We start from the raw sequence: 19,375 nt of genomic DNA, 5'->3' as shown, positions 1-19,375 counted from the left end.
TCAGGCGGCCGTGAGGGTCACAAGCGATTCAGTCAGGCCGGAAACCGCTCTAGCTGGGAGGGCGCGTCCGCTTTTTCCTGCTCGACATCCTGGAAACAGCCAGGCTGCTCTCGGCCGGCATCGCACCTGGTGATCGCCGTCCTGTCGATGGCGGCGTACAAGAGGCCTATGTGGACGTGGATGATCGCGCGGTTCGGCATGACCAACGGGCGAGGATGGGTCCAGGCGAGGGTGCAGCTTTCGGCCACCTTTAGGCTGAGACTGTCGCTTGAAGTGCCAGGACGCACCGCTTGTGATGCGCCTGGGGAGGCAAGGAAGCGCCGCTGGATGGGGCGGGGCCGCACCTTCGCTTATGCTGCCTGCCTGGTGCTCCTCACGGGGCTTCTGACCGCCTCCGCACCCGCCGCCGCCGCTCCGACAAGTTGCCCGGAACACTTCGCGTCCGGGAGCGCCCCCGACATCGTCCGCCCGACCCTCGCCGCGCAGGTCAGCACGCTGTGCTTCGAGGGCTACGCGGTGCTGTACAGCGGCATCTCCCGCACACCCCTGGCCGTCGCTGAGCACCTCACCCGCGCCCGGATGGCGGCAGCGGGCGAGATCCGGCGCGAGGGCAATTTCCATGAGGAACGACAGCTCCCGCCCGACGCACGGGCGCGGCTTTCCGACTACGCCCGCTCCGGCTTCGACCGCGGCCACATGGCGCCGGCGGGCGATATGGCCACCGCCACCGCCATGGCCGAGAGCTTCTCGCTCGCCAACATGGTGCCGCAGAACCCAGGCTCGAACCGCTGCCTCTGGGAAGGCATTGAATCCTCGGTCCGCCGCCTGGCGGAGGACGCGGGTGCGGTCTTTGTGGTCACCGGCCCGGTCTTCGCGGGGGAGACCCTGCAGCGGATCGGCGGCCGCGTGCTGGTGCCGACCGCCCTGTACAAGGCCGTCTATCTTCCCGGGCGCGGCGCCGCCGCCTACCTCACCGAGAACGCCCCGGGCCTGGCCTGGCGGGCGGTCTCCCTGTCCGAACTGCGCCAGATCGCCGGGATCGAAGTATTCCCTGGCCTCTCGCCCGCTGCTCGCGATCGGCGCCTCCCGCTCCCGGAGCCGGAGCCGAACAACATCGCGGGTGCCTGTGCGCGGCAGGATGAGATCGCCAGCGCAGGCCCCGGCAGCGGAACGCAGGCCGGCCGAGCCAGCCCGACGGCGCCCGCCTCGCCCCCGCAACAGGCCCGGTCCTCCGGCTGGGGCCGGCCCATTCTCCTTGTCGGCAGTCTCTTTGCGGTGGTGATGATCATCCTGCTCGTCCGGGTGCTGGGGCGACGCTGAAGGAGCAAGGGCATGTCCAAGCGCGCAGAAGGCGCCGATGGCGCGGATCCCGTGACGATCACCCCCTTCGCCGACGAGGCCGCCTCGACCTCGGTCGGCAGCCTCACGATCGAGAACCGGCTCGACCGGGTGTCGCTGTATGGCGCGCTCGACCTCACGCGGGACCGGCGGGGCCTGGAGGACGCCCGGCGTCTCCGGGCGCTGCTGGAGGCGGTCGTGCGGGTGCTCGAAGGGGAAGGCGACCAGTTGCCGGAGAAGGACCTGGGCAGGCCCGACGTGACCCAGATCCCCAACCCGTTCGGCTGATGCTCGCACCAGGGACACTCGCGGCAGCCGCTTCTGCCCTCGACCGGCGCCAGTCATGGCGGCTTTGCGCTGATTGCGTTGAAGAACCCGTCGTTGAAGTCGTCGTAGCGATCTGATTCAGTTCTCCTGGTGGCGGAGGGCTGGGCCATGATGGGTGAGCGCGCAGTGATGCAGGAGGCGCTGTTCTACAGCTTCAGCCTCAAGCAGCATGTGCCAGCGGATCACCTGCTGCGGTCGATCGACAGGTTTGTCGATCTGAATGGGATCCGGGAGCACCTGCGGCCCTACCACAGCGAGACGGGCAGGCCTTCGATCGACCCAGAACTGTTAATCCGCATGCTGATTATCGGCGACTGCTGCAGCATTCGCTCTGAGCGCCGCCTGTGCGAGGAAGTGCATCTCAACTTGGCATACCGGTGGTTCTGTCGTCTTGGCCTGGATGGCGCGGTGCCAGACCATTCGACATTCTCCAAGAACCGGCACGGCCGGTTCCGCGACAGCAATCTCCTGCGTGAGTTGGAGAACAACGGTCGCGCGCTGCATGGCCGAGGGTCTGGTGGGCGGGGACGGCTTCGCGGTCGATGCCAGCGTGGTCAAGGCGGATGCCAACCGCCAGCGCTCGGTACCTGGCAGCGACGGGCTGCCCGCCGAGGCCCCGGGCCGCGCCGTGCAGGAGTACCTGGAGGTGCTCGGTGACGCTGCGTTTGGTAGCGCAACGCCGGTCACCCCCAAGTTCATCTCGGTGGCCGATCCGGCATCCCGCTGGACCGGCGCCAATGGTGGGCTGGCCTTCTTCGCCTACTGCACGAACTACCTCATCGACTTGAAGCATGCTGTCATCATGGACGTGGAGGCCACAACGGCCGTGCGCCAGGCTGAGGTGACCGCACAGCGGATCATGCTCGACCGCACGCAGGAGCGGTTCGGCCTCTGGCCGGAGCGGCTTGCCGCTGACAGTGGCTATGGCGACGCGGCGAACCTAGCTTGGCTGGTCCGTGAACGCGGCATCGAGCCGCATATCCCGGTGTTCGAGAAGAACCGCACCGACGGCAGCTTCGGCCGTGACGACTTCATCTACGATCACCGGACAGACAGCTACACCTGCCCTGGCGGGAAGGAGCTCCGGCCGTTCTGGCAGCCCGGGCGGGAAGCAAAAGCCAAGCCGCCTGCTGACGGGCTCTACAGGTACCGGGCCCGCAAGGTGGATTGCCATGCGTGCGAGTTCAGAGAACGCTGCCGCCCAGGTGATGTTGGCCGGAAGGTGCTGCGCTCGGTTCATGAGGGCGCGCGGGATCTGGCACGTGATCTGGCCAGGACCGATGCCTATGCCACCTCGCAACGCGAGCGGAAGCGGGTGGAGATGCTGTTCGCGCATCTCAAACGCATCCTGAAGCTGGATCGCCTCCGCCTCCGAGGTCCCAACGGCGCCAAGGATGAGTTCCTCCTCGCCGCAACCGCCCAGAACCTCCGCAGGCTGGCCAAGATGCTGCCGATCAGGCCAGTGCCAATGCCTACCTGATCGGGCAAGCGCCCACCCAGGCCAGACAGGCCCGGACCTCAGCCGAGCCGAGCACCGACTTTGTCAACGGAATCCGCCCTTCTCTGCTATCCGCATGGCATGCCCGCGTTCCAGAAAGCGGTCGCGACCGGTCGGGCTGCGTATGGCCGACTTGGCTGGAAAGCCGACCTAAGTGACAGCGAGGCCAGCAGGTTATCTAGAGCATGATCTGACCTGACGGAGTCGGAGAGGGATTCCCGGGCGGCTGAAAATCTGATTCACCCTGCTGGCCGGGAGGAGGTCGGTTGGGATGAGCAGAGCGCTGTCTTCCGACCTCAGGTCGCGCGTCATTGCGGCCGTGGAGGCGGGATCATCCCGCCGCGCCGCGGCGGCCCGGTTTGGCGTCTCCGTGTCCAGCGCGATCCGCTGGATGCAGGACTGGCGAGAGAGCGGCCAGGACAGGGCACGCCGCCAGGGCGGCGACCGCCGGTCGCAGCGGGCTGAAGCCTACAAGGACATCATCCTCGCGGCGGTGGACGCCAGGGTCGACATCACGCTGGTGGAGCTGGCGGAGATGCTCCGGCGGGAGCACGGTGTCGCAGTGGCTCCGAGCACCGTCTGGCGCTTGCTGGACCGCCACGACATGACGGTCAAAAAAAGACCGCCCACGCGGCCGAGCAACTGAGGCCAGATGTGGCCGCCAGACGCGAGGTCTGGTTCGAGGCGCAGCCTGACCTGGATCCGGAGCGGCTGGTCTTCATCGACGAGACCAGCGCCTCCACCAAGATGGCACGGCTGTATGGGCGCTCGAAGCGCGGAACCCGCTGCCGGGCACCCGTGCCGCACGGCCACTGGAAGACAACCACCTTCACCGGCGCGCTGCGCCTGTCTGGCCTGACCGCGCCGATGGTGCTGGACGGCGCGATGACCGGCGAGTGGTTCACCGCCTATGCACGGCAGGTTCTCGCACCCACCCTGCGCCCGGGCGACATCGTCATCCTCGACAACCTGCCCGCCCACAAGGGTGCTGCCGTCCGGGAAGCCATCCAAGCCGCAGGCGCGACGCTGCGGTTCCTGCCGCCTTACTCGCCGGACTTCAACCCGATCGAGAATGCCTTCTCCAAGCTCAAGGCGCTCCTGCGCAAGGCTGCCACCCGCACCATCGACGCTCTTTGGGACGCCATCCGCGACGCCCTCCCGCAGTTCTCACCACAGGAGTGCGCCAGCTACTTCACCGCCTCAGGGTATGAACCAGATTGATCAGATTATGCTCTAGGTAGCAGCCATAAGCTCGGTCAAGTTTGCGTCCAAATCACGAAAGAACACGGACAGGCTCGCAAAGCCGTCAGCGGTGCGGCGAGGTGTTGGCCCTTCGATAATCCCGACATCATGCGTCGTCAGAAGTTGAATGGCTTCTTCGATGCTACCGTTCCAGCGGAAGCATATATCGGCGGCGCCAATAGTCGGATTTCGGGCAACGAGCTCCACCCCATTTCCTGCCTGATGCACGCTCAGGACAGCGCCACCGATTGAGATCTGACGGACCAACACCCTGCCTTGAGACACATATTGCGCCTGAGTTTCGACTCCGAACAGCTTGCCGTAAAAGGCGCAAGTCTCCTCAAGGTTAGCGGCGGTGACGGCAACATGATCGATTCCTAGGATCTTCGTCATCGTGTCCTCCCTCGATGCGGCTAAATGTATTTCAATTCTACGCTTGGTCCAGGCGGTATGGCGGTAACCAGCCCGGCGGGCCCACCGCTGTTTATCGTGGCCATAGGGCGGCTATAGGTCGACAGCCGTCGGGTGTGCCTCCGGAAACGACGTCCGCTTTCCAGCGTTCGGGCTCGAAAGCCGCCGTTCCGCTTTCGGCCAGACCCGGCCATGTCGGGTTCGCGCTCAGCGGGGCCCAATATTCCAGCCCAAAGCCTGTGATGAAGACTTCGAGGCATGTCGCCAACTTGGCCTGTTGATTGCCGCGTCCTGGGTGCTTGCCCGCCGGCTGGTGGTCCGCCGCCAGCTTTCACCACTCGAGATCGATCCGGCTACCTACCGAAAATCGCGTGTTGGAATCTTGATCTCCGACCCTAGCCGCAGATCCGGAATGTAGATGTCCCGCGCCCGGTGAACGGCAAGATCTGCTGCATTCCCCCGACCGCCCTCCCGCTGTGCGACGCCTTGCAGCATTTCGGTGAGGTCCTCCACCTGCTGCACGATGACGTGGATGACCTCGCCCTCGCGCTGCACCCGGCCGCGGCATCCCATCATGCCCGTCGACAGGATCACCCGGCGCCGTTCCTCGAACAGCGACGGCCAGACGATCAGGTTGGCCACGCCCGTCTCGTCCTCGAGGGTGAGGAACATGACGCCCTTGGCCGAGCCCGGCTTCTGGCGCACCAACACCATGCCCGCGAGCGAAATCCGCTTGGCGTCACGGATCGATGCTAGGTCGCCGCAGGGGACCATGCCCATGGCCGCCAGATCCCGCCGCAGGAAGGACACCGGGTGCGCCCGCAGGCTCAGCCCGGTGCTGCGGTAGTCCTCGACAACCTGCTGGCCCTCGCGCATGGCAGCCAGGCTGACCGGCGCCTCGACGATCTCGGGCTCCGGTCTACGGCCTTGGTCGGCCGCCGCGAAGAGGGGTAGTGCCGCCTCGGCTAGCCCCCGCACCGCCCACAGTGCCTGGCGCCGGTCCACGCCCAGGCTGCCAAAAGCGTCCGCCTCGGCCAGCCGCTCCAGGGCGGCGGGCGGGATGCGCACGCGGCGCCAGACCTCCTCGATGCTGCGGTAGGGCTCGGCGCCGCGGTGGGCGACCAAGCGGGCGGCATCGGCGTTGTTCAGGCCCTTCACCATCCGCAGGCCCAGCCGCACCGCCAGCCGTGAACCCGGCGCGGGTTCCAGCGTGCAATCCCAGCGCGAGGCGTTGACGCAGACGGGGCAAACCTCGACGCCGTGCCTGCGGGCGTCTCGCACCACCTGGGCGGGGGCGTAGAAGCCCATGGGCTGGCTGTTCAGCAGGGCGGCGCAGAACACTTCGGGATGGTGGCACTTTACCCAGGCGCTGGCATAGGCGATCAGCGCGAAGGAGGCGGCATGACTCTCAGGAAAGCCGTAGCTGCCGAAGCCCTCCAGCTGCCCAAAGGTGCGCTCGGCGAACTCCTGGGTGTAGCCGCGCGCCACCATGCCGCTGACCAGCTTGTCCCGGAACACCGACACGCCGCCGGTGAACTTGAAGGTGGCCATGGAGCGGCGAAGCTGGTCGGCTTCGGAGGGCGTGAACCCGGCGCAGTGGATAGCCACCTGCATCGCCTGCTCCTGGAACAACGGCACGCCGAGTGTCTTGCCGAGCACCCTCCGCAGTTCCGGCTTCGGGTAGCTGACCGGTTCCAGTCCCTCGCGGCGCCTGAGGTAGGGATGCACCATGTCGCCCTGGATCGGGCCGGGGCGGACGATCGCGACCTGAATGACGAGGTCGTAGAAGGTCCGGGGCTGCATCCGCGGCAGCATCGCCATCTGCGCGCGGCTTTCGATCTGGAAGGTGCCGAGCGTGTCGGCGCGCCGGATCATGGCGTAGGTCGCCGGGTCCTCCGCTGGGACGGTGGCCATGTCGAGGCCGTGGCCGTGGTGCTCTTCGATGAGCTCAAAGGCCCGCCTGAGGCAGCCCAGCATCCCCAAGCCGAGCACGTCGACCTTCATGAAGCCGAGCTCGTCGATGTCGTCCTTGTCCCACTCGACCACCTGCCGCCCGGCCATGGCGGCGGGGGCGATGGGCACCAGGTCGTCCAGCCGGTCCCGCGTCAGCACGAAGCCGCCGGGATGGGTGCCAAGCTGGCGGGGAAAGCCGATGAGCTCGCGCGCCAGGTCCAGGGTCAGCCGCAGGCGCCGGTCGGCGAGGTTCAAATTGAGGTCGGCCGCATGCTCGGGCTGCACACCGTCCTCGGCCCAGCCCCAGACCTGGGAGGCCAGGGCGCCGGTGACGTCCTCCGGCAGGCCCATGACCTTGCCGACGTCGCGGACGGCGCCGCGGGCACGAAAGCGCATCACCGTCGCGCAGAGCGCCGCGCGGTCCCGGCCGTAGCGGCCGTAGATCCACTGGATCACCTCCTCGCGCCGCTCGCCCTCAAAATCCACGTCGATGTCGGGCGGCTCGCGGCGCTCGGCGGAGACGAAGCGCTCGAACAGCAGGCCGGAGCGGACCGGGTCGATGGAGGTGATGCCCAGGACATAGCAGACCGCCGAATTGGCCGCGCTGCCGCGCCCCTGGCAGAGGATCTCCTTGCTGCGGGCGTAGCGCACGATGGCATGCACGGTGAGGAAGTAGGGGGCGTAGCCAAGGTCCTCGATGAGCCGGAGTTCGTGGCGAAGCTGCGCGCCGACGTCGTCCGGCACGCCGTCGGGATAGCGCCCGGGCGCCGCCTCTTGGACCAAGGCTTCGAGGGCCTGCTGCGGCGACAACGCGGGATCCGCCACCTCGCTGGGGTACTGGTAGCGGAGCTCGTCCAAGGAAAAGTGGCAGCGCTCGACGACTTCGAGGGAGCGGGCCAGGGCCTCAGGGTGGCGGCGGAACAGGCGCGCCATCTCGGTGGACTCGCGCAGGTGGCGGTCGACGGAGCGCTCGCGCCGGAACCCGGCGGCGTCGATGGTGCAGCGCTCGCGGATGCAGGTGACCACGTCCTGGAGGATTCGCCGTCGTGGGTCGTGGTAGAGCACGTCGCCGGTCACGACGGCCCGCACCCCGGCCGCCTGCGCCGCGTCCTCCAGCATTCGCAGCCGGACCGCGTCGTCCGGGCGCCGTAGCAGGGTCAGGGCCAGATAGGCGCGGTCGCGGAAGGTGGTCCGAAGCCTCTGGAGCCAAGCCTCCAATTCCTGGGCGGCGGAGGGCGGCACCAGGATCGCGAGGAGCCCGTCGGCGTGGGCAGCCAGGTCGCGCCAGGACAGCAGGCAGGCGCCGGGTCCACCGCGCGCCTTGCCCAGAGTCAGCAGGCGGCACAGGCGCGCGTAGGCGTCCCGATCCATCGGGTACACCAGAACCGAAGGGCCATCCGTCAGGTCCAGGCGGGATCCCACCACCAGCCGGACACCGAATTCCTTGGTGGCGCGGTGACAGGCCACGATGCCCGCCAGGCTGTTGCGGTCGGTGATGCCGAGGGCGGGCACGCCCAGCGCGGCCGCCTGGGCGAAGAGTTCCTGAGGATGGCTGGCGCCGCGCAGGAAGGAATAGTTCGTGGTGACCTGCAATTCGGCGTAGGGCGCGCTCACCGCCGGTGGTGCGGCGTGGTGGACGGCGCCGTTGTCTCGGGCTTTCGCATCAGCACGTAGCCACAGCGCTCGAGATGCCGCACCAGGCGCTCGGCGGTGATGCGGGCCATCGCCTCATCGGCTTGGTGCACCCGCTTCCGGCCGTCGTACCGCAGGGCGTAGGACAAAGACTCGGCGATTTCCTCGGCGGAGGCGGGATGCAGGGGGGGCTCGTTGGTCACGTGTTGTCCTTGTCAGAAGAGGCCGTGCAGGAACCAGGACAGGTCGCCGGTCGCCGGATCGGCGCCGTCACCGCGCCGGAACAGCCAGAAGCGGTGACCGTCCTCGTCCTCTACGGCCCAGTAGTCGCGCACCGCGGCGACCTCGCCGTCGCGGCGCCACCACTCGCCCGCGATACGCTCCGGCCCGTCGGCCCGCCGCACGCGGTGCCGAATGCGGCGCCAGGTGAAGATGGCCGGGGGATGGTCCGGCAGGGCGGAGAGCGCCTCGACCGGCTGCGGCGGCGTCAGCAGGCGGACCGGCCGCCGCCAATCCTTGCGCCAGATGGCTGCCGTCAGCGGCGCCAGCGGCGGGGCAGGGCGCACGGCGCGCTCCGGGACGTCGCTCTCCACCGGCAGCAGGCTGAAGACCCGGCTCTCACCGAAGCGGCTGGCGAGCCGGTCCACCAGGGGCGCGAGGTCCACCTCGCCATTTTCCTTGCCGTCCAGGGCGGCTGTCGCCTGCGTGGGCATGAGCGGCTCGGCCAGCGTGACGACGAGCCGCATGGACGCGACGCCGAAGCCGGGATCCACGCCCTCGAGGCGCTCGCGCAAGAGGCGGGCAAGGTGTGCCGCATGCCGGGTCGGCCGGGCGGTTCCGGCGCGCACGACCTGCACGGCGTCATCCACCCGCTCAAAGACCAGGTCGAGGCGGCGGGCGCCTAGCCCGACCTGCTCCAGCAAGGGACAGACCGTGGCCACCAGGCGCTCAATGGCGATCTCCAGGGCGGTGGCGGTCAGCAACGGCTCGGGGAAGGCAAGGTGCTGCTGGACCGCCTCGGGCGGCACCACCGGCGTGAGGGGCTCGGCCTCCCGCCCCAACGCCTGATCCAGCCGCCGCAGGAGTTCGCTGCCGAAGCGCCGCGCCAGCGGGGCACGCGGCATGGAGACAAGTTGGCCAACGAGGTCGATGCCGAGGCGGCGCAGGGCCTGCACGGTGTCGTCCTCCAGGCGGAGGGCGCTGACCGGCAGCAGGGCGACGGCGTCCGCGTGCGCATCCGGCGGCACGATGGTGATGGGCCGTGCGCTGTACCGAGCCAGCGCCCAGGCGGCACCGGGCGTGTCGGCCAGCGCGGCCCGCGCGTTGATGCCTGCCCGCTCCAGGCGGCCGAGGATGGCGGCCAGCATCGCCTCCTCGCCGCCGTGCAGGTGCGTGCAGCCGGTGGCATCGATCCAGAGCCCCTCCGGCGCCGCGGGCGCGGTCAGCGGCGACCAACGCAGGCACCAGGCCGCCAGGTCGACCAGCGCATCGGCGTCGCCTTCGGGATCGGCCTCGGCCACCTGGAGGTCAGGCACCATGGCCTGCGCGTGGGCCAGCGCCATGCCAGGGCGCAGGCCGAGCGCCAGGGCCGCGCGATTGGCGGCGGCCAGGACCTGCCGGCGGCCGTCATGCATCCGCGTCACCAACGGCCGCTCAACTGGCGGCCCGGCGGAGGTGCTGCACCTCGCGGCCTCTCCGTTGAGGCGCCGCAGCCGGTCGGTGGGCCAGGTCGGCAGGTAGAGCGAGATGACCCTGCGCATCACAGGCCTCCACAATCCAGGAGCCGGGCTCGCCGCCACGGCAACGCACGAGTTCAAGCAGCCATCGCGCCCGTCCGAGGCCGGGGGTCTCGGGCGCGTGGGGCAGCGGGGGCGGGGAGGGGAGGCAGGTCACGCGCCAGCGGGTCACGGCCGCCGTGGGCTCCTGGAGCAGCGCCTCGCCGAGCCTGCGGCCGCGCCGGAGGGCAAAGGCCACCGCACCCGACGACTCGGCGGCGAGTTGCAGGCGGCGGGACGCGGTCAGGTGCAGGCGGCCGGAAATCTCGCCGACCACCCCGGCCAGTCCCGGGTGGCGCAGGCCTTCCTCCATGGCGAGCAGGACATCGCGTCCAGCCTCGACGTGCAGGACGCGCGCGGGCTCCAGGCCGACGGCTGCCAGGGCGGGCGCGAAGAGATCGAAGTGCTCAGAGGCCCAGAGGACCGGCCCGGTTGTCCGGGCCAGGATGCCTGCCGCCAGCAGCGCCGCCGCGGAGGCGTGCTCGACGTCGGGACCGGCTCCGGCGACCTCGTGCAGCGCGCCCATGGCGATCCCGCCGCCCGGCACTCCGGCGTCGAGCGCAGGCACGCCAAACGGAATCACCGCGCGGGCGTGCCCGGCGCCGTGGCCTTCCAGCCGCGCCACCTGCTCGCGCAGTTCCTCCAACCGTGCTGCCTTGCCCGTTGCCGCCATGGCTTCCTCTACTCAGGGGAGAGAACATAAAGCGAACAAAAAGGTTTAGGGAAGCAGCGTGATGGCTCGCTCAGGCCGGGAATGGTGTGGAAAACGGGGAAAGCTGGGGTCGTGGGCGAGTCGCGGCAGCGGCAGCCGTCGTCTCAGGGCGCCGCCGTCCTGATCTTCTCCAGGTCCAACTCACCTTTGGCGCCCCACCCCCGGACATCCGTCGGCACCTCGGGGCGGAAGTGCTCGTAGAGCCGGAAGCCAACGCGGTTCAGTTCGTCCGACGCATAGTGGGCGGCCAGCGCCTGCATGGCCGCGCGAACCTCCTCCAGGCGCTTGCCGAACGCCCTGGCGACGTAGGCCCGCGCTGGGGCGGCGGGGGCAGGCTTGCCACCGCCCGCGTCGGCCAGCACCACGCCGTCCGCGTCATGGGCCAGCGGCACCTCCTTGCCGAGCAGCCTCGTCGTCTCGCGCGGCTTCGCCGGTGCTGTGTCCTGTCGGTGCTCGCTCTCTTCGGCGATGCCGAGGCGTCGCGCCTTGGCGCGGGCGGCGGTGCCCGCGACATGGCTGGCCAGGCTGAACGCGGTGTCCGGCGGATGGCCGAGGCGCTCGGCCACCACCGCGGCCCACAGGGTCAGGACGGGGGCGCGGTTGACGCGGATGAGCGCGCCAGGGGGAGCCTTGGATGCAGCGACCATGTTGCCACCTCTCCCACGTGGAACGGCGCAGGCGGGCGCAGGTTTTGCATTTGCCAACGGGGGTCACCTGTCGTAGTCCACAGCCAGTCACTTGCACTCGCCAGCAAAGCATCTGAGGCAACAGCCGCTACGAAATTCAGTCGGTGTGAGGCTGCGCGGGTTCAGCTTCTGGCGTCGCTGGGCATCCTTTACGGAGATCGGCGCCGTAGAACCTCTTCGCGATCACGACCCGGTGCACGGCGGGCGTCTGCGCGTCAGAGCAGGCGCGCCGCCACCTGCTCGGCCTTGTCCTGCATGCGGTACCAGCCGGAGACGATCGGCACGAACCACGGGTTCCCATTGTAAAGGGGGACGGCCGGGAAGGACTCGCGATCGAAGGCGCAGGGGCGGTTCTGGCGGCCCATGATCTTTCGCGCAGTCTGGAAGCCGAGATAGCTCATCATGGCGACGCCACTCCCGTTGCAGGCGAGGGCGTAGTGGACGCCATCGTGCACGCCCATGTGTGGCACGTGGTCAGCGGACATGCCGACGTTGCCGCGCCAGCCGTGGCTGATGCGGACGCCCGCCAGCCGCGGGAAGACGGAGGCGAGCATCCTATGCAGCACCGGTGCCGCGGCCTCCGGCGTCGTCTCGCGCAGGTACGGACGGGCGCCGAAGATGATGCGCGTACCATCGGGTGACTGGCGGAACCAGAACAGGTCGCGCTGCGTGTCCGAGACCATGCGTGCCCTAGGGATGAGTTCCGAGGCCATGCCGCCGGGCAGGGGCTCCGTGGCGACGGCGTAAGCGCCCACTGGGATGACGCGCCGCTGCATCCAGGGGGTGACATCGCCGGTGTAGGCGTTGGTGCCAACCATCACGTGCCGCGAACGGATCTCGCCGCGCGGCGTCGCGACAACGAAGCCTCCATCCGACCTGCGGATGGCGGTCGCGGGCGAGTAGGGCTGCAGCGACACTCCCCTGGCGCGGGCCGCTTCACGCAGCGCGCGATGGTACTTGGCCGGATGGATGCCACCATAGTCCTTGATGAGGATGCCGCCGTAATAGCGCGGGCTGTCCAACTCGGTGCGCAGGGTGGCCGTGCTGAGAACCTCCACCTCGGAGCCCGCGCGGCTGCGCAGCAGCTCCGCCCAGCGGGTGAGCTTCTCCATGTGCTTCGGTACGTGCGCGACGATCAGGCGCCCGTAGAGGTGGTAGTCGGCATCCAGCATGTAGCGGGAAACCCGCTCTTCCATCATGGAGAGCGACTCCTTGGCGTCGTGCAGGATCTCCGCCTGGCGCTCCGCCGGGAGCCCAGTGATGGCGTCGGTCACGACCAGCTTCTGCCCGCCGGTGACCATGGCGCCGCTGCGGGTGCTCGCGCCCGCGCCAAGTTCTTCGGCGTCCAGCACGACCACGGAGTGGCCGCCCTCCGCCAGCTCCAGGGCGCAGCAGAGGCCCGCGAAGCCGGAGCCGACCACCACGACGTCAGCCTCGCCTGGCAGCGGGCCGGACGCGGTTCCGTCGGGCGCCGCCGCCTCCCACCAGTAGGGCTTAGCCTTGAAATCGGCGGTCAGCGGTCCGGAGCTGGATGGCATGGGTTGTCCTCGGGTTCGGCCGTGGATCCCGGGGCAAACCCGGGCGGCGCCGGGTCAGGCGTAATATTTGCGCCGGATCCGCGCCTCGGCCAGGTTGGCCAGCAGGGTCAGCGGGATGATCAGCGCGATAAAGATGACCGCGATGGAGGTCAGGATCTCCAGAGGGCGGAAGGTCTGGATGCTCAGCCGCTGGCCCTGGTAGACGATCTCCGGCACCGCGATGAAGCTCGCGAGCGAGGTGTTCTTCACCACCAGCACGCACTGGCTGATGAAGGGCGGCAGCACACTTTGGAAGGCGAGCGGCGCGGTGATCCGCGTCATCGTCCGGAAGCGCGTCATGCCGCAGGCGTAGGCGGCTTCCAGGTGCCCCCGGCTCACCGACTGGATTCCAGCGCGGAAGATCTCCGCGTAGAACGCGCCGGAGTACAGCGCGAGCGCCATGATGCTGGTCTGCACGGCGTTCAGCGACCAGCCCGTCAGGATCGGCATGCAGTAGTAGATCCAGACCACGAGAACCACAGGCGGCACCGCCCGCAGGACCTCGATTACCATCATCACCACGGCGGCCAGCGTGCGCAGGCGGGACAGGCGAAGCATGGCAAGTAGCAGGCCGAAGACGACACCGCAGGCGATGGTGCCCGCCGCCACGCCGAGGGTTAGGACCGCAGCGCGGGCGAGCATGTCCTGGTATTCCCAGACAACCGAGAAGTCCCAGTTGTAGGCGCCGTTCATGCCACGTTCCCCCCTGCGTCTGCCGCCGCCTGCGCCTGGCCGGACCGTCTGTACCGCTCGAGGAAGGCGCGCGTTCTCGGATTGCCGGTCGTCTCGAAGATGTGCCGCGCGGAGCCTTGGTCGACGATCTCGCCGTCGGCGAGGAGGACCACCTGATCGCAGACCTCGTGGGCGAAGCCCATCTCGTGGGTCACCACGATCATCGTCGTTCCCTCGGAGGCGAGCGCCTTCATCACCCTGAGCACCTCGTCGACGAGCTCGGGGTCGAGCGCGGAGGTCGGCTCGTCGAAGAGGAGGAGGTCCGGCTCCAGCGCCAGCGCGCGGGCGATGCCCACACGTTGCTGCTGTCCTCCCGAAAGTCGGCTGGGATAGGTGTCGGCTTTCGCCGTCATCCCGACCTTCTCGAGCATGCGGAGGCCCAGCGCGCGCGCGGCCTCCCGCCCCAGGCGGTTCATCACGACGGGGGCTTCGACGACGTTCTCCAGGGCAGTCTTGTGCGGCCACAGATTGAACTGCTGGAACACCATGGCCATGCGGCGGCGCTGCGCGCTCACCTCGGCGTCCCGCAGCCTGCGTGACCCGTCCTCCCGGAACCCGACGCGCTGGCCATCGAGACGGATCTCGCCCGCGCTCGGCGCCTCCAGCAAATTGATGCAGCGGAGCAGGGTCGACTTCCCGGAGCCACTGGCCCCGATCAGGCCAACGACCTCGCCCCGGCGGACGGCGAGGTCGATGCCCTTGAGGACCTTCAGGGGGCCGAAGCTCTTCTCAAGGCCCCTGATGGTCAGAAGGGGCTTGGCGGGGACGTCCATCTCGGCTCCCGCCCGTCGTCAGGGTCCGCCCAGGAGATGCTTGTCGCCGATCATCTGCAACTGGCCCGACTTGCGGAAATAGTCGAGGGCGGTGTCCATCCAGCGCAGCAGCTCGCCGTCTACCGACTTGCGCATGGCGAAGTTCGACCCGGTCGTGATGAGCGGCGTCGGCATCACCATCTTCCCGCGCCGCCGCTTCTCCACATAGGAGCGCAGCGTCGGCTCGTTGGAGGCGATCATGTCGACGCGGCCACTGTCCAACTCCAGCATCAGGGCGTCATTCGACTGCACCATGGTCCAGGTCGCCGCCGGGATGAGGCGCTGGATGGCGGTGGTGGATCCCGCGCCGTCCACGCCCGCGACCTTGGTTTCCGGCTTGTTCAGGCTGGACCAAGGGGCGCCGTCCGGCACCTCACCCTTGAGCACCACCAATCCGTTGCGGCCGTCGTAGGGAGATGTCGTGAAATCGACGACCAGCGCGCGCTGCGGGTTCGCGACGAAGGCGCCCATGATGTCGAACTTGTCCGATTGCAGGCCCGCGACAGCGGAGCCCCACTGCGTTGGCACGTACTCCACCTTCACGCCGATGCTGCCGAAGATGAGTTCGACCTGCTCTGGAACCACGCCGATCCATTTGTCGCTGCGCAGATCCCGCATGTACCAGGGGGCCGCTTCCACCGCGCCCACCCGGACCAGCTTGGTGCGCACGATGCGCTGGAGCTCCGTCTCGCCGGAGGCCGGGGCTTGTGCCCGTACCGGCGGGGCGAGGGCGGACGAGGCCGTTGCGAGGGTTCCGAGGGCGAGAGCCATGAGTGCACGCCGGTCAAGTTGCATCCACCAATCCTCCGTCTGAGGGTTGCCGGATCCACCCGGCACCGGGAGCGAAACCTTGAACGGTATCCTTCCGGTCCCGAACCGTCGTGTCAAACGGTTTCCCACATCTTGCGGAAATTCTCGGAGCCATTACCACAGTGTGGAAAAAGGTTTTGGGAAGACATGCCACCCCGCGCGACAGGTACCCAGGCGTTCGACCGGGCCATCGATCTCCTCTTCGCCATCGCCGAGGCGAGTGACGGTCTCCGCATCACCGACATCGCGGCCACGAGCGGGCTCAGCGTCGCCACGGCGCACCGTTTAGTCCAAGGCTTGGCGAGGCGAGGGCTGGTGGACCAGCTCCCGGAAAACAAACGCTTCGTCCTCGGTCTCCGGTTCCTCAGTCTCGCGGCGCGGCACCGCGAGCCCGGCGGCTTGGTAGTCGCCGCGAGGCCCTCGGTCCTTCGGACCGTGGCGGCCACGGGCGACTGCGTCTTCCTTATGGCCCCGAGCGGCTTCGATGCCGTTTGCGTTGACAGGCAGGACGGCGGCTACACGATCCGGAGCCTGACGGGCGGCATCGGCGGGGTCACCCCGCTGGGCCTCGGGCCGGGCAGCCTTGCTATCCTGTCCCACCTGCCGCCGAAGGAGCGGGAGGTCGTCCTGGAGCACAACGCCCCCCGGATCGCGCAACTCGGCGGGCAGGTGCCCAGCGAGCGGGACATGGAGCAGGTACGCCGAGACGGCCACGTCTACGACGCGGGCCCGATCCTGCCGGGCGTGACGGGAGTCGCCGTGCCCATCCTGTCGCCACGGGGTCACCCCGTCGGTTCGCTCGGGATCGGCGCCATCGCGCCGCGGCTCGAGGCCGACCGAGTGCCAGAGGTGGTCGGTCTGCTGAAGGCTGAGGTGTCTAGGATGAGCGAGGCCCTCTTCGCGGAACCGGCGCCTAGGCAAGGCTCGCCGTCCTCCACCAGTGTGGGGCGGAACCGCGGCCTCGGGGATCCGGTGGGCTGAATCCATCCTCTGAACCCTGCCTTCGAGCGGCGGGGCAGGGGACAGCTGAAGGCGCAGGGCAGTGCGAGCGCGGTCCTCGCCGTCGGACCAGAACCGGGCACGTGGTGGCCGCGAGCCGCGTCCGCGAGCTCGAGGCGAAGGTGCGCGAGTTGGAGCGCCTCCTCGGCCGCAAGACCATGGAAACCGAGATCCTCCGCGAGGCCCTGGAAGCCGCACGCCCAAAAAAACATGCGTTGCGCTTGCCGTCGCCGCCACGGGGCGGTTCCCGGTGAAGGCCGTGGCCGACACGCTCGGCGTCGCCAGATCCAACCTGGCCGACCAGCTCCGGCGCCCCGACCGGCCGCGGCGTGGCCCCTACCGCCGCGCCGAGGACGAGGCCGTGCTGGCCGAGATCCGCGCCATCACCGACGCACGCCCCACCTACGGCTATCGCCGCGTCACCGCCCTGCTGAACCGCGCCAGGCGCAGCTCCGGCGAGCCCCCGCTCAATCACATGGCCTAATCGCATCCGGAGTGGGGGTAGGCTCTGTCCCGGTTCCACGCGCTGGAGGATGCGATGATGCTCTACGTAGGCCTGGACGTGTCGCAGAGGGAAACGGAGATCTGCGTCCTCGACGCGGAAGGCCGTCGCACCTGGCGCGGCAAGTGCCCCTCGCGGCCCGACGCGATTGCCGATGCGCTGCGCCAGCGGGCGCCGGATGCCGCCAAGGTCGGCATGGAAACCGGACCACTTGCCATCTGGCTGTGGCATGGCTTGAAAGCTCTGGGTGTCCCGATCGAGTGCCTGCACGCCCGCCACGTCGCCGCGGCCCTGTCGCTGCAGGTGAACAAGACTGACACCAACGACGCCCACGGCATCGCCCAGGTGGTCCGCTCGGGCTGGTATCGCCCCGTGGCCATCAAGAGCATGCAAAGCTGCCGCGTGAGGGCCATCCTGGCGGCTCGGCGCCAGCTCGTCGAGGTACGGACCGGCCTCTACAACCAGATCCGCGGCTTGCTGAAGACCTTCGGCGTGGTTCTGGGTCCAGGAACTGGAGGAACCTTCGAGCGGGCTGTGAACGCCGAGTGTCCGGACGATCCGTTGGTGCGTGACGCGGTGGACGCCCTGCTGTGCGCCTGGAAGGTTGCGGGCGAACGGAAGGTGGCACTCGAGCGGCAGCTGGTGCGGATCGCGCGTGAGCAGGACGTCTGCCGCCGCTTGGCGACGGTCCCGGGAGTGGGCGCGATCACCTCGTTGACCTTCGTGACGGCGCTCGACGACCCAACCCGGTTTCGGCGCTCCTGCGACGTCGGGGCTTACCTCGGGCTCACACCGAAGCGCTACCAGTCCGGCGAGATCGACTTGGCTGGGCGCATCTCGAAGGCGGGAGACCGCACAGCGCGCAGCCTGCTGTTTGAGGCAGCGAACGCGTTGATGACGCGGGTGCGCAAGGACTGCGCCCTGCGCGGCTGGGGGCTGAGCCTGGCCAAGCGGATCGGCAGCCGTAAGGCGAAGGTGGCCGTCGCTCGCAAGCTGGCCACGGTCCTGCACCGCATCTGGCTGGACGGTACGGAGTTCGAGGCCGCACCAGCCCACTGAGCTCCCGCCTCACTGGCGGGAGACGTCCTGAGCGGGACGCTGGCCAGGTCACCCCGGATCCGCTTACGCGACCCGCGAGGGAGCGCGTGAATCACATCGGGGGACCAGCTGGCGAGGGCCATGATGAGGCGAGCCCGTCTCGACCTCGAAGACGACAAGGTCCGCGGCACAGGGACGTCATACGAAGGCGAGGTTGACCGCGATTAGACGACAAGCGCATCTTCCGGCTGATGCGCCTCTTCTCAATGCTGCTTCAGCCCCATACTGGCAGGCGGCCGATCCGCGCCCACGAGGGCACCGTCATCGCCCCTGCCTCCAATCAGCGCTGGGCTTCCGATGGCCTCGAGATCCCCTGCTGGAACGGCGAGGCCGTCCGCGTCGCCTTCGCCATCGATACCCATGACCGCGAGATCATCGCCTGGGTCGCCACCTCCGGCGGCGGCATCTCCGGCGAGATGATCCGCGACATGATGTTGGATTGCGTTGAGCGCCGGTTCGACGCCATCCGCGCCCCGCAGCCCGTCCAGTGGCTCGCTGACAACGGCTCTGCCTACACCGCTGCGGACACGACCGACTTCGCCGCCGCGCTGAACCTTGTTCCATGCTTCACGCCGGTCCGCAGCCCCGAAAGCAACGGCGTCTGCGAGGCCTTCGTCAAAACTCTCAAGCGCGACTATGCCCGCGTAAACCCAAGGCCGGACGCCATCTCCGTCCTCCAGCAGATCCCCGCCTGGTTCGAGGACTACAACGAGGCCCACCCTCATAAAGGCTTGCGGATGCGCTCACCCCGTGAGTTCATCCGTACCCAGTCTCAACCAGCCCCGTGGCCGGTTTAATGGGGGACACTCTAGCCAGCTAGGAAAGGTGGGCATGCCACGCGCGATCCCGTAGAGCTGACCTGCCCCCTTAAAAGTGGACCGCCGCTGATGTGAGATTGGCGGGACGCGGAGGGGAGGAGGTTGAGATGGCGAGGAAGCAGCACAAGCCGGAGGAGATCGTGGCCAAACTGCGCCAGGTCGAGGTGTTAGTGGCGCAGGGCAAGACGGTGGCCGAGGGTGCCCGGGTCATTGGGGTGACGGAGGCGACCTACTACCGCTGGCGGTCGGAATACGGTGGCCTGAAGCTGGACCAGGTGAAGCGGCTGAAGCAGTTGGAGCAGGAGAATGGCCGACTGCGCAAGGCTGTGGCGGATCTGACGCTGGAGAAGCTGGTGCTGAAGGAAGCCGCCTCGGGAAACTTCTGAGCGCCGCACGCCGCCGGGCGGCAGTGGGGCATGTCACAGCGGCACTGGGCGTCTCGGAACGCTTCGC

At 68.6% G+C, this 19,375-nt stretch carries 16 protein-coding genes and 3 pseudogenes; 9 read left to right on the top strand and 10 right to left on the bottom strand.

The genetic code is table 11. The features are described 5' to 3' along the window. Positions 1 to 129 precede the first annotated feature (129 nt). The 4 genes and pseudogenes from QMO56_RS23390 (at position 130) to QMO56_RS23375 (ending at position 4,384) form a co-directional block, all read left to right on the top strand. A complete protein-coding gene (locus QMO56_RS23390) occupies positions 130 to 1,320 on the top strand; it encodes a DNA/RNA non-specific endonuclease (RefSeq protein WP_283529667.1) in 1,191 nt (396 codons plus the stop codon). Between the two features lie 12 nt (positions 1,321 to 1,332). After that, positions 1,333 to 1,626, top strand: coding sequence for a hypothetical protein (locus QMO56_RS23385; protein WP_283529666.1), 294 nt, complete (start codon positions 1,333 to 1,335; stop codon positions 1,624 to 1,626). Positions 1,627 to 1,773: 147 nt separating this feature from the next. Further along, positions 1,774 to 3,145, top strand: a pseudogene (locus QMO56_RS23380) (transposase). Positions 3,146 to 3,434: 289 nt separating this feature from the next. Further along, positions 3,435 to 4,384, top strand: a protein-coding gene (locus QMO56_RS23375) for an IS630 family transposase (protein WP_283529664.1) whose coding sequence is annotated in 2 segments (ribosomal slippage) — positions 3,435 to 3,774 and positions 3,774 to 4,384 — 951 coding nt in all. Because the reading frame shifts where the segments join, the coding sequence is not laid out codon by codon here. A 12-nt stretch (positions 4,385 to 4,396) separates the two neighbouring features. Here the strand turns inward: QMO56_RS23375 and QMO56_RS23370 are convergent. The 10 genes from QMO56_RS23370 to QMO56_RS23325 form a co-directional block, all read right to left on the bottom strand. Continuing rightward, on the bottom strand, positions 4,397 to 4,798 hold the full coding sequence (locus QMO56_RS23370; RefSeq protein WP_283529663.1) for a VOC family protein: 402 nt from the start codon (positions 4,796 to 4,798) through the stop codon (positions 4,397 to 4,399). A gap of 375 nt (positions 4,799 to 5,173) precedes the next feature. Further along, a complete protein-coding gene (locus tag QMO56_RS23365; protein WP_283529662.1) occupies positions 5,174 to 8,383 on the bottom strand; it encodes an error-prone DNA polymerase in 3,210 nt (1,069 codons plus the stop codon). Then, positions 8,380 to 8,604, bottom strand: coding sequence for a hypothetical protein (locus tag QMO56_RS23360; protein WP_283529661.1), 225 nt, complete (start codon positions 8,602 to 8,604; stop codon positions 8,380 to 8,382). The genes QMO56_RS23365 and QMO56_RS23360 overlap by 4 nt, the downstream gene beginning before the upstream one ends. A 12-nt stretch (positions 8,605 to 8,616) precedes the next feature. Next, entirely contained in the window at positions 8,617 to 10,161 is a 1,545-nt protein-coding gene (locus tag QMO56_RS23355; protein ID WP_283529660.1) for a DNA polymerase Y family protein, read from the bottom strand. Then, positions 10,055 to 10,849, bottom strand: a complete 795-nt coding sequence (locus tag QMO56_RS23350; protein WP_283529659.1) for an ImuA family protein — start codon at positions 10,847 to 10,849, stop codon at positions 10,055 to 10,057. Before QMO56_RS23350 ends, QMO56_RS23355 begins: the two co-directional genes overlap by 107 nt. 143 nt (positions 10,850 to 10,992) lie before the next feature. Beyond that, positions 10,993 to 11,535, bottom strand: coding sequence for a hypothetical protein (locus tag QMO56_RS23345; RefSeq protein ID WP_283529658.1), 543 nt, complete (start codon positions 11,533 to 11,535; stop codon positions 10,993 to 10,995). A 254-nt stretch (positions 11,536 to 11,789) separates the two neighbouring features. Next, positions 11,790 to 13,112 carry an FAD-binding oxidoreductase gene (locus QMO56_RS23340; protein ID WP_283529656.1) on the bottom strand — a complete coding sequence of 441 codons (1,323 nt, stop codon included), beginning with the start codon at positions 13,110 to 13,112 and terminating at the stop codon, positions 11,790 to 11,792. A 54-nt stretch (positions 13,113 to 13,166) separates the two neighbouring features. Next, on the bottom strand, positions 13,167 to 13,844 hold the full coding sequence (locus QMO56_RS23335; RefSeq protein ID WP_283529655.1) for an amino acid ABC transporter permease: 678 nt from the start codon (positions 13,842 to 13,844) through the stop codon (positions 13,167 to 13,169). Continuing rightward, on the bottom strand, positions 13,841 to 14,656 hold the full coding sequence (locus tag QMO56_RS23330; RefSeq protein ID WP_283529654.1) for an amino acid ABC transporter ATP-binding protein: 816 nt from the start codon (positions 14,654 to 14,656) through the stop codon (positions 13,841 to 13,843). The genes QMO56_RS23335 and QMO56_RS23330 overlap by 4 nt, the downstream gene beginning before the upstream one ends. Positions 14,657 to 14,674: 18 nt before the next feature. Beyond that, positions 14,675 to 15,490, bottom strand: coding sequence for a transporter substrate-binding domain-containing protein (locus QMO56_RS23325; RefSeq protein WP_283529653.1), 816 nt, complete (start codon positions 15,488 to 15,490; stop codon positions 14,675 to 14,677). Between the two features lie 162 nt (positions 15,491 to 15,652). On the opposite strand from QMO56_RS23325, the gene QMO56_RS23320 reads away from it, so the two are divergent. The 5 genes and pseudogenes from QMO56_RS23320 to QMO56_RS23300 all read left to right on the top strand — a co-directional run. Then, positions 15,653 to 16,486: an IclR family transcriptional regulator gene (locus tag QMO56_RS23320; protein ID WP_283529652.1), complete on the top strand. Its 834-nt coding sequence runs from the start codon at positions 15,653 to 15,655 to the stop codon at positions 16,484 to 16,486. Between the two features lie 101 nt (positions 16,487 to 16,587). After that, positions 16,588 to 16,976 (top strand): annotated as a pseudogene (locus QMO56_RS23315) (IS3 family transposase); the annotation flags it as partial. A gap of 66 nt (positions 16,977 to 17,042) precedes the next feature. Further along, positions 17,043 to 18,065, top strand: coding sequence for an IS110 family transposase (locus QMO56_RS23310; protein ID WP_283529651.1), 1,023 nt, complete (start codon positions 17,043 to 17,045; stop codon positions 18,063 to 18,065). A gap of 245 nt (positions 18,066 to 18,310) precedes the next feature. Then, positions 18,311 to 18,901: a DDE-type integrase/transposase/recombinase gene (locus QMO56_RS23305; protein ID WP_408906549.1), complete on the top strand. Its 591-nt coding sequence runs from the start codon at positions 18,311 to 18,313 to the stop codon at positions 18,899 to 18,901. 128 nt (positions 18,902 to 19,029) lie between these two features. Next, positions 19,030 to 19,375 (top strand): annotated as a pseudogene (locus QMO56_RS23300) (transposase); the annotation flags it as partial.

Source organism: Roseomonas sp. E05 (assembly GCF_030063475.1).
Lineage (GTDB): Bacteria > Pseudomonadota > Alphaproteobacteria > Acetobacterales > Acetobacteraceae > Pseudoroseomonas.
Note: the sequence above shows the minus strand (reverse complement) of the source record. Positions and strands in the feature narration are given on the sequence as shown.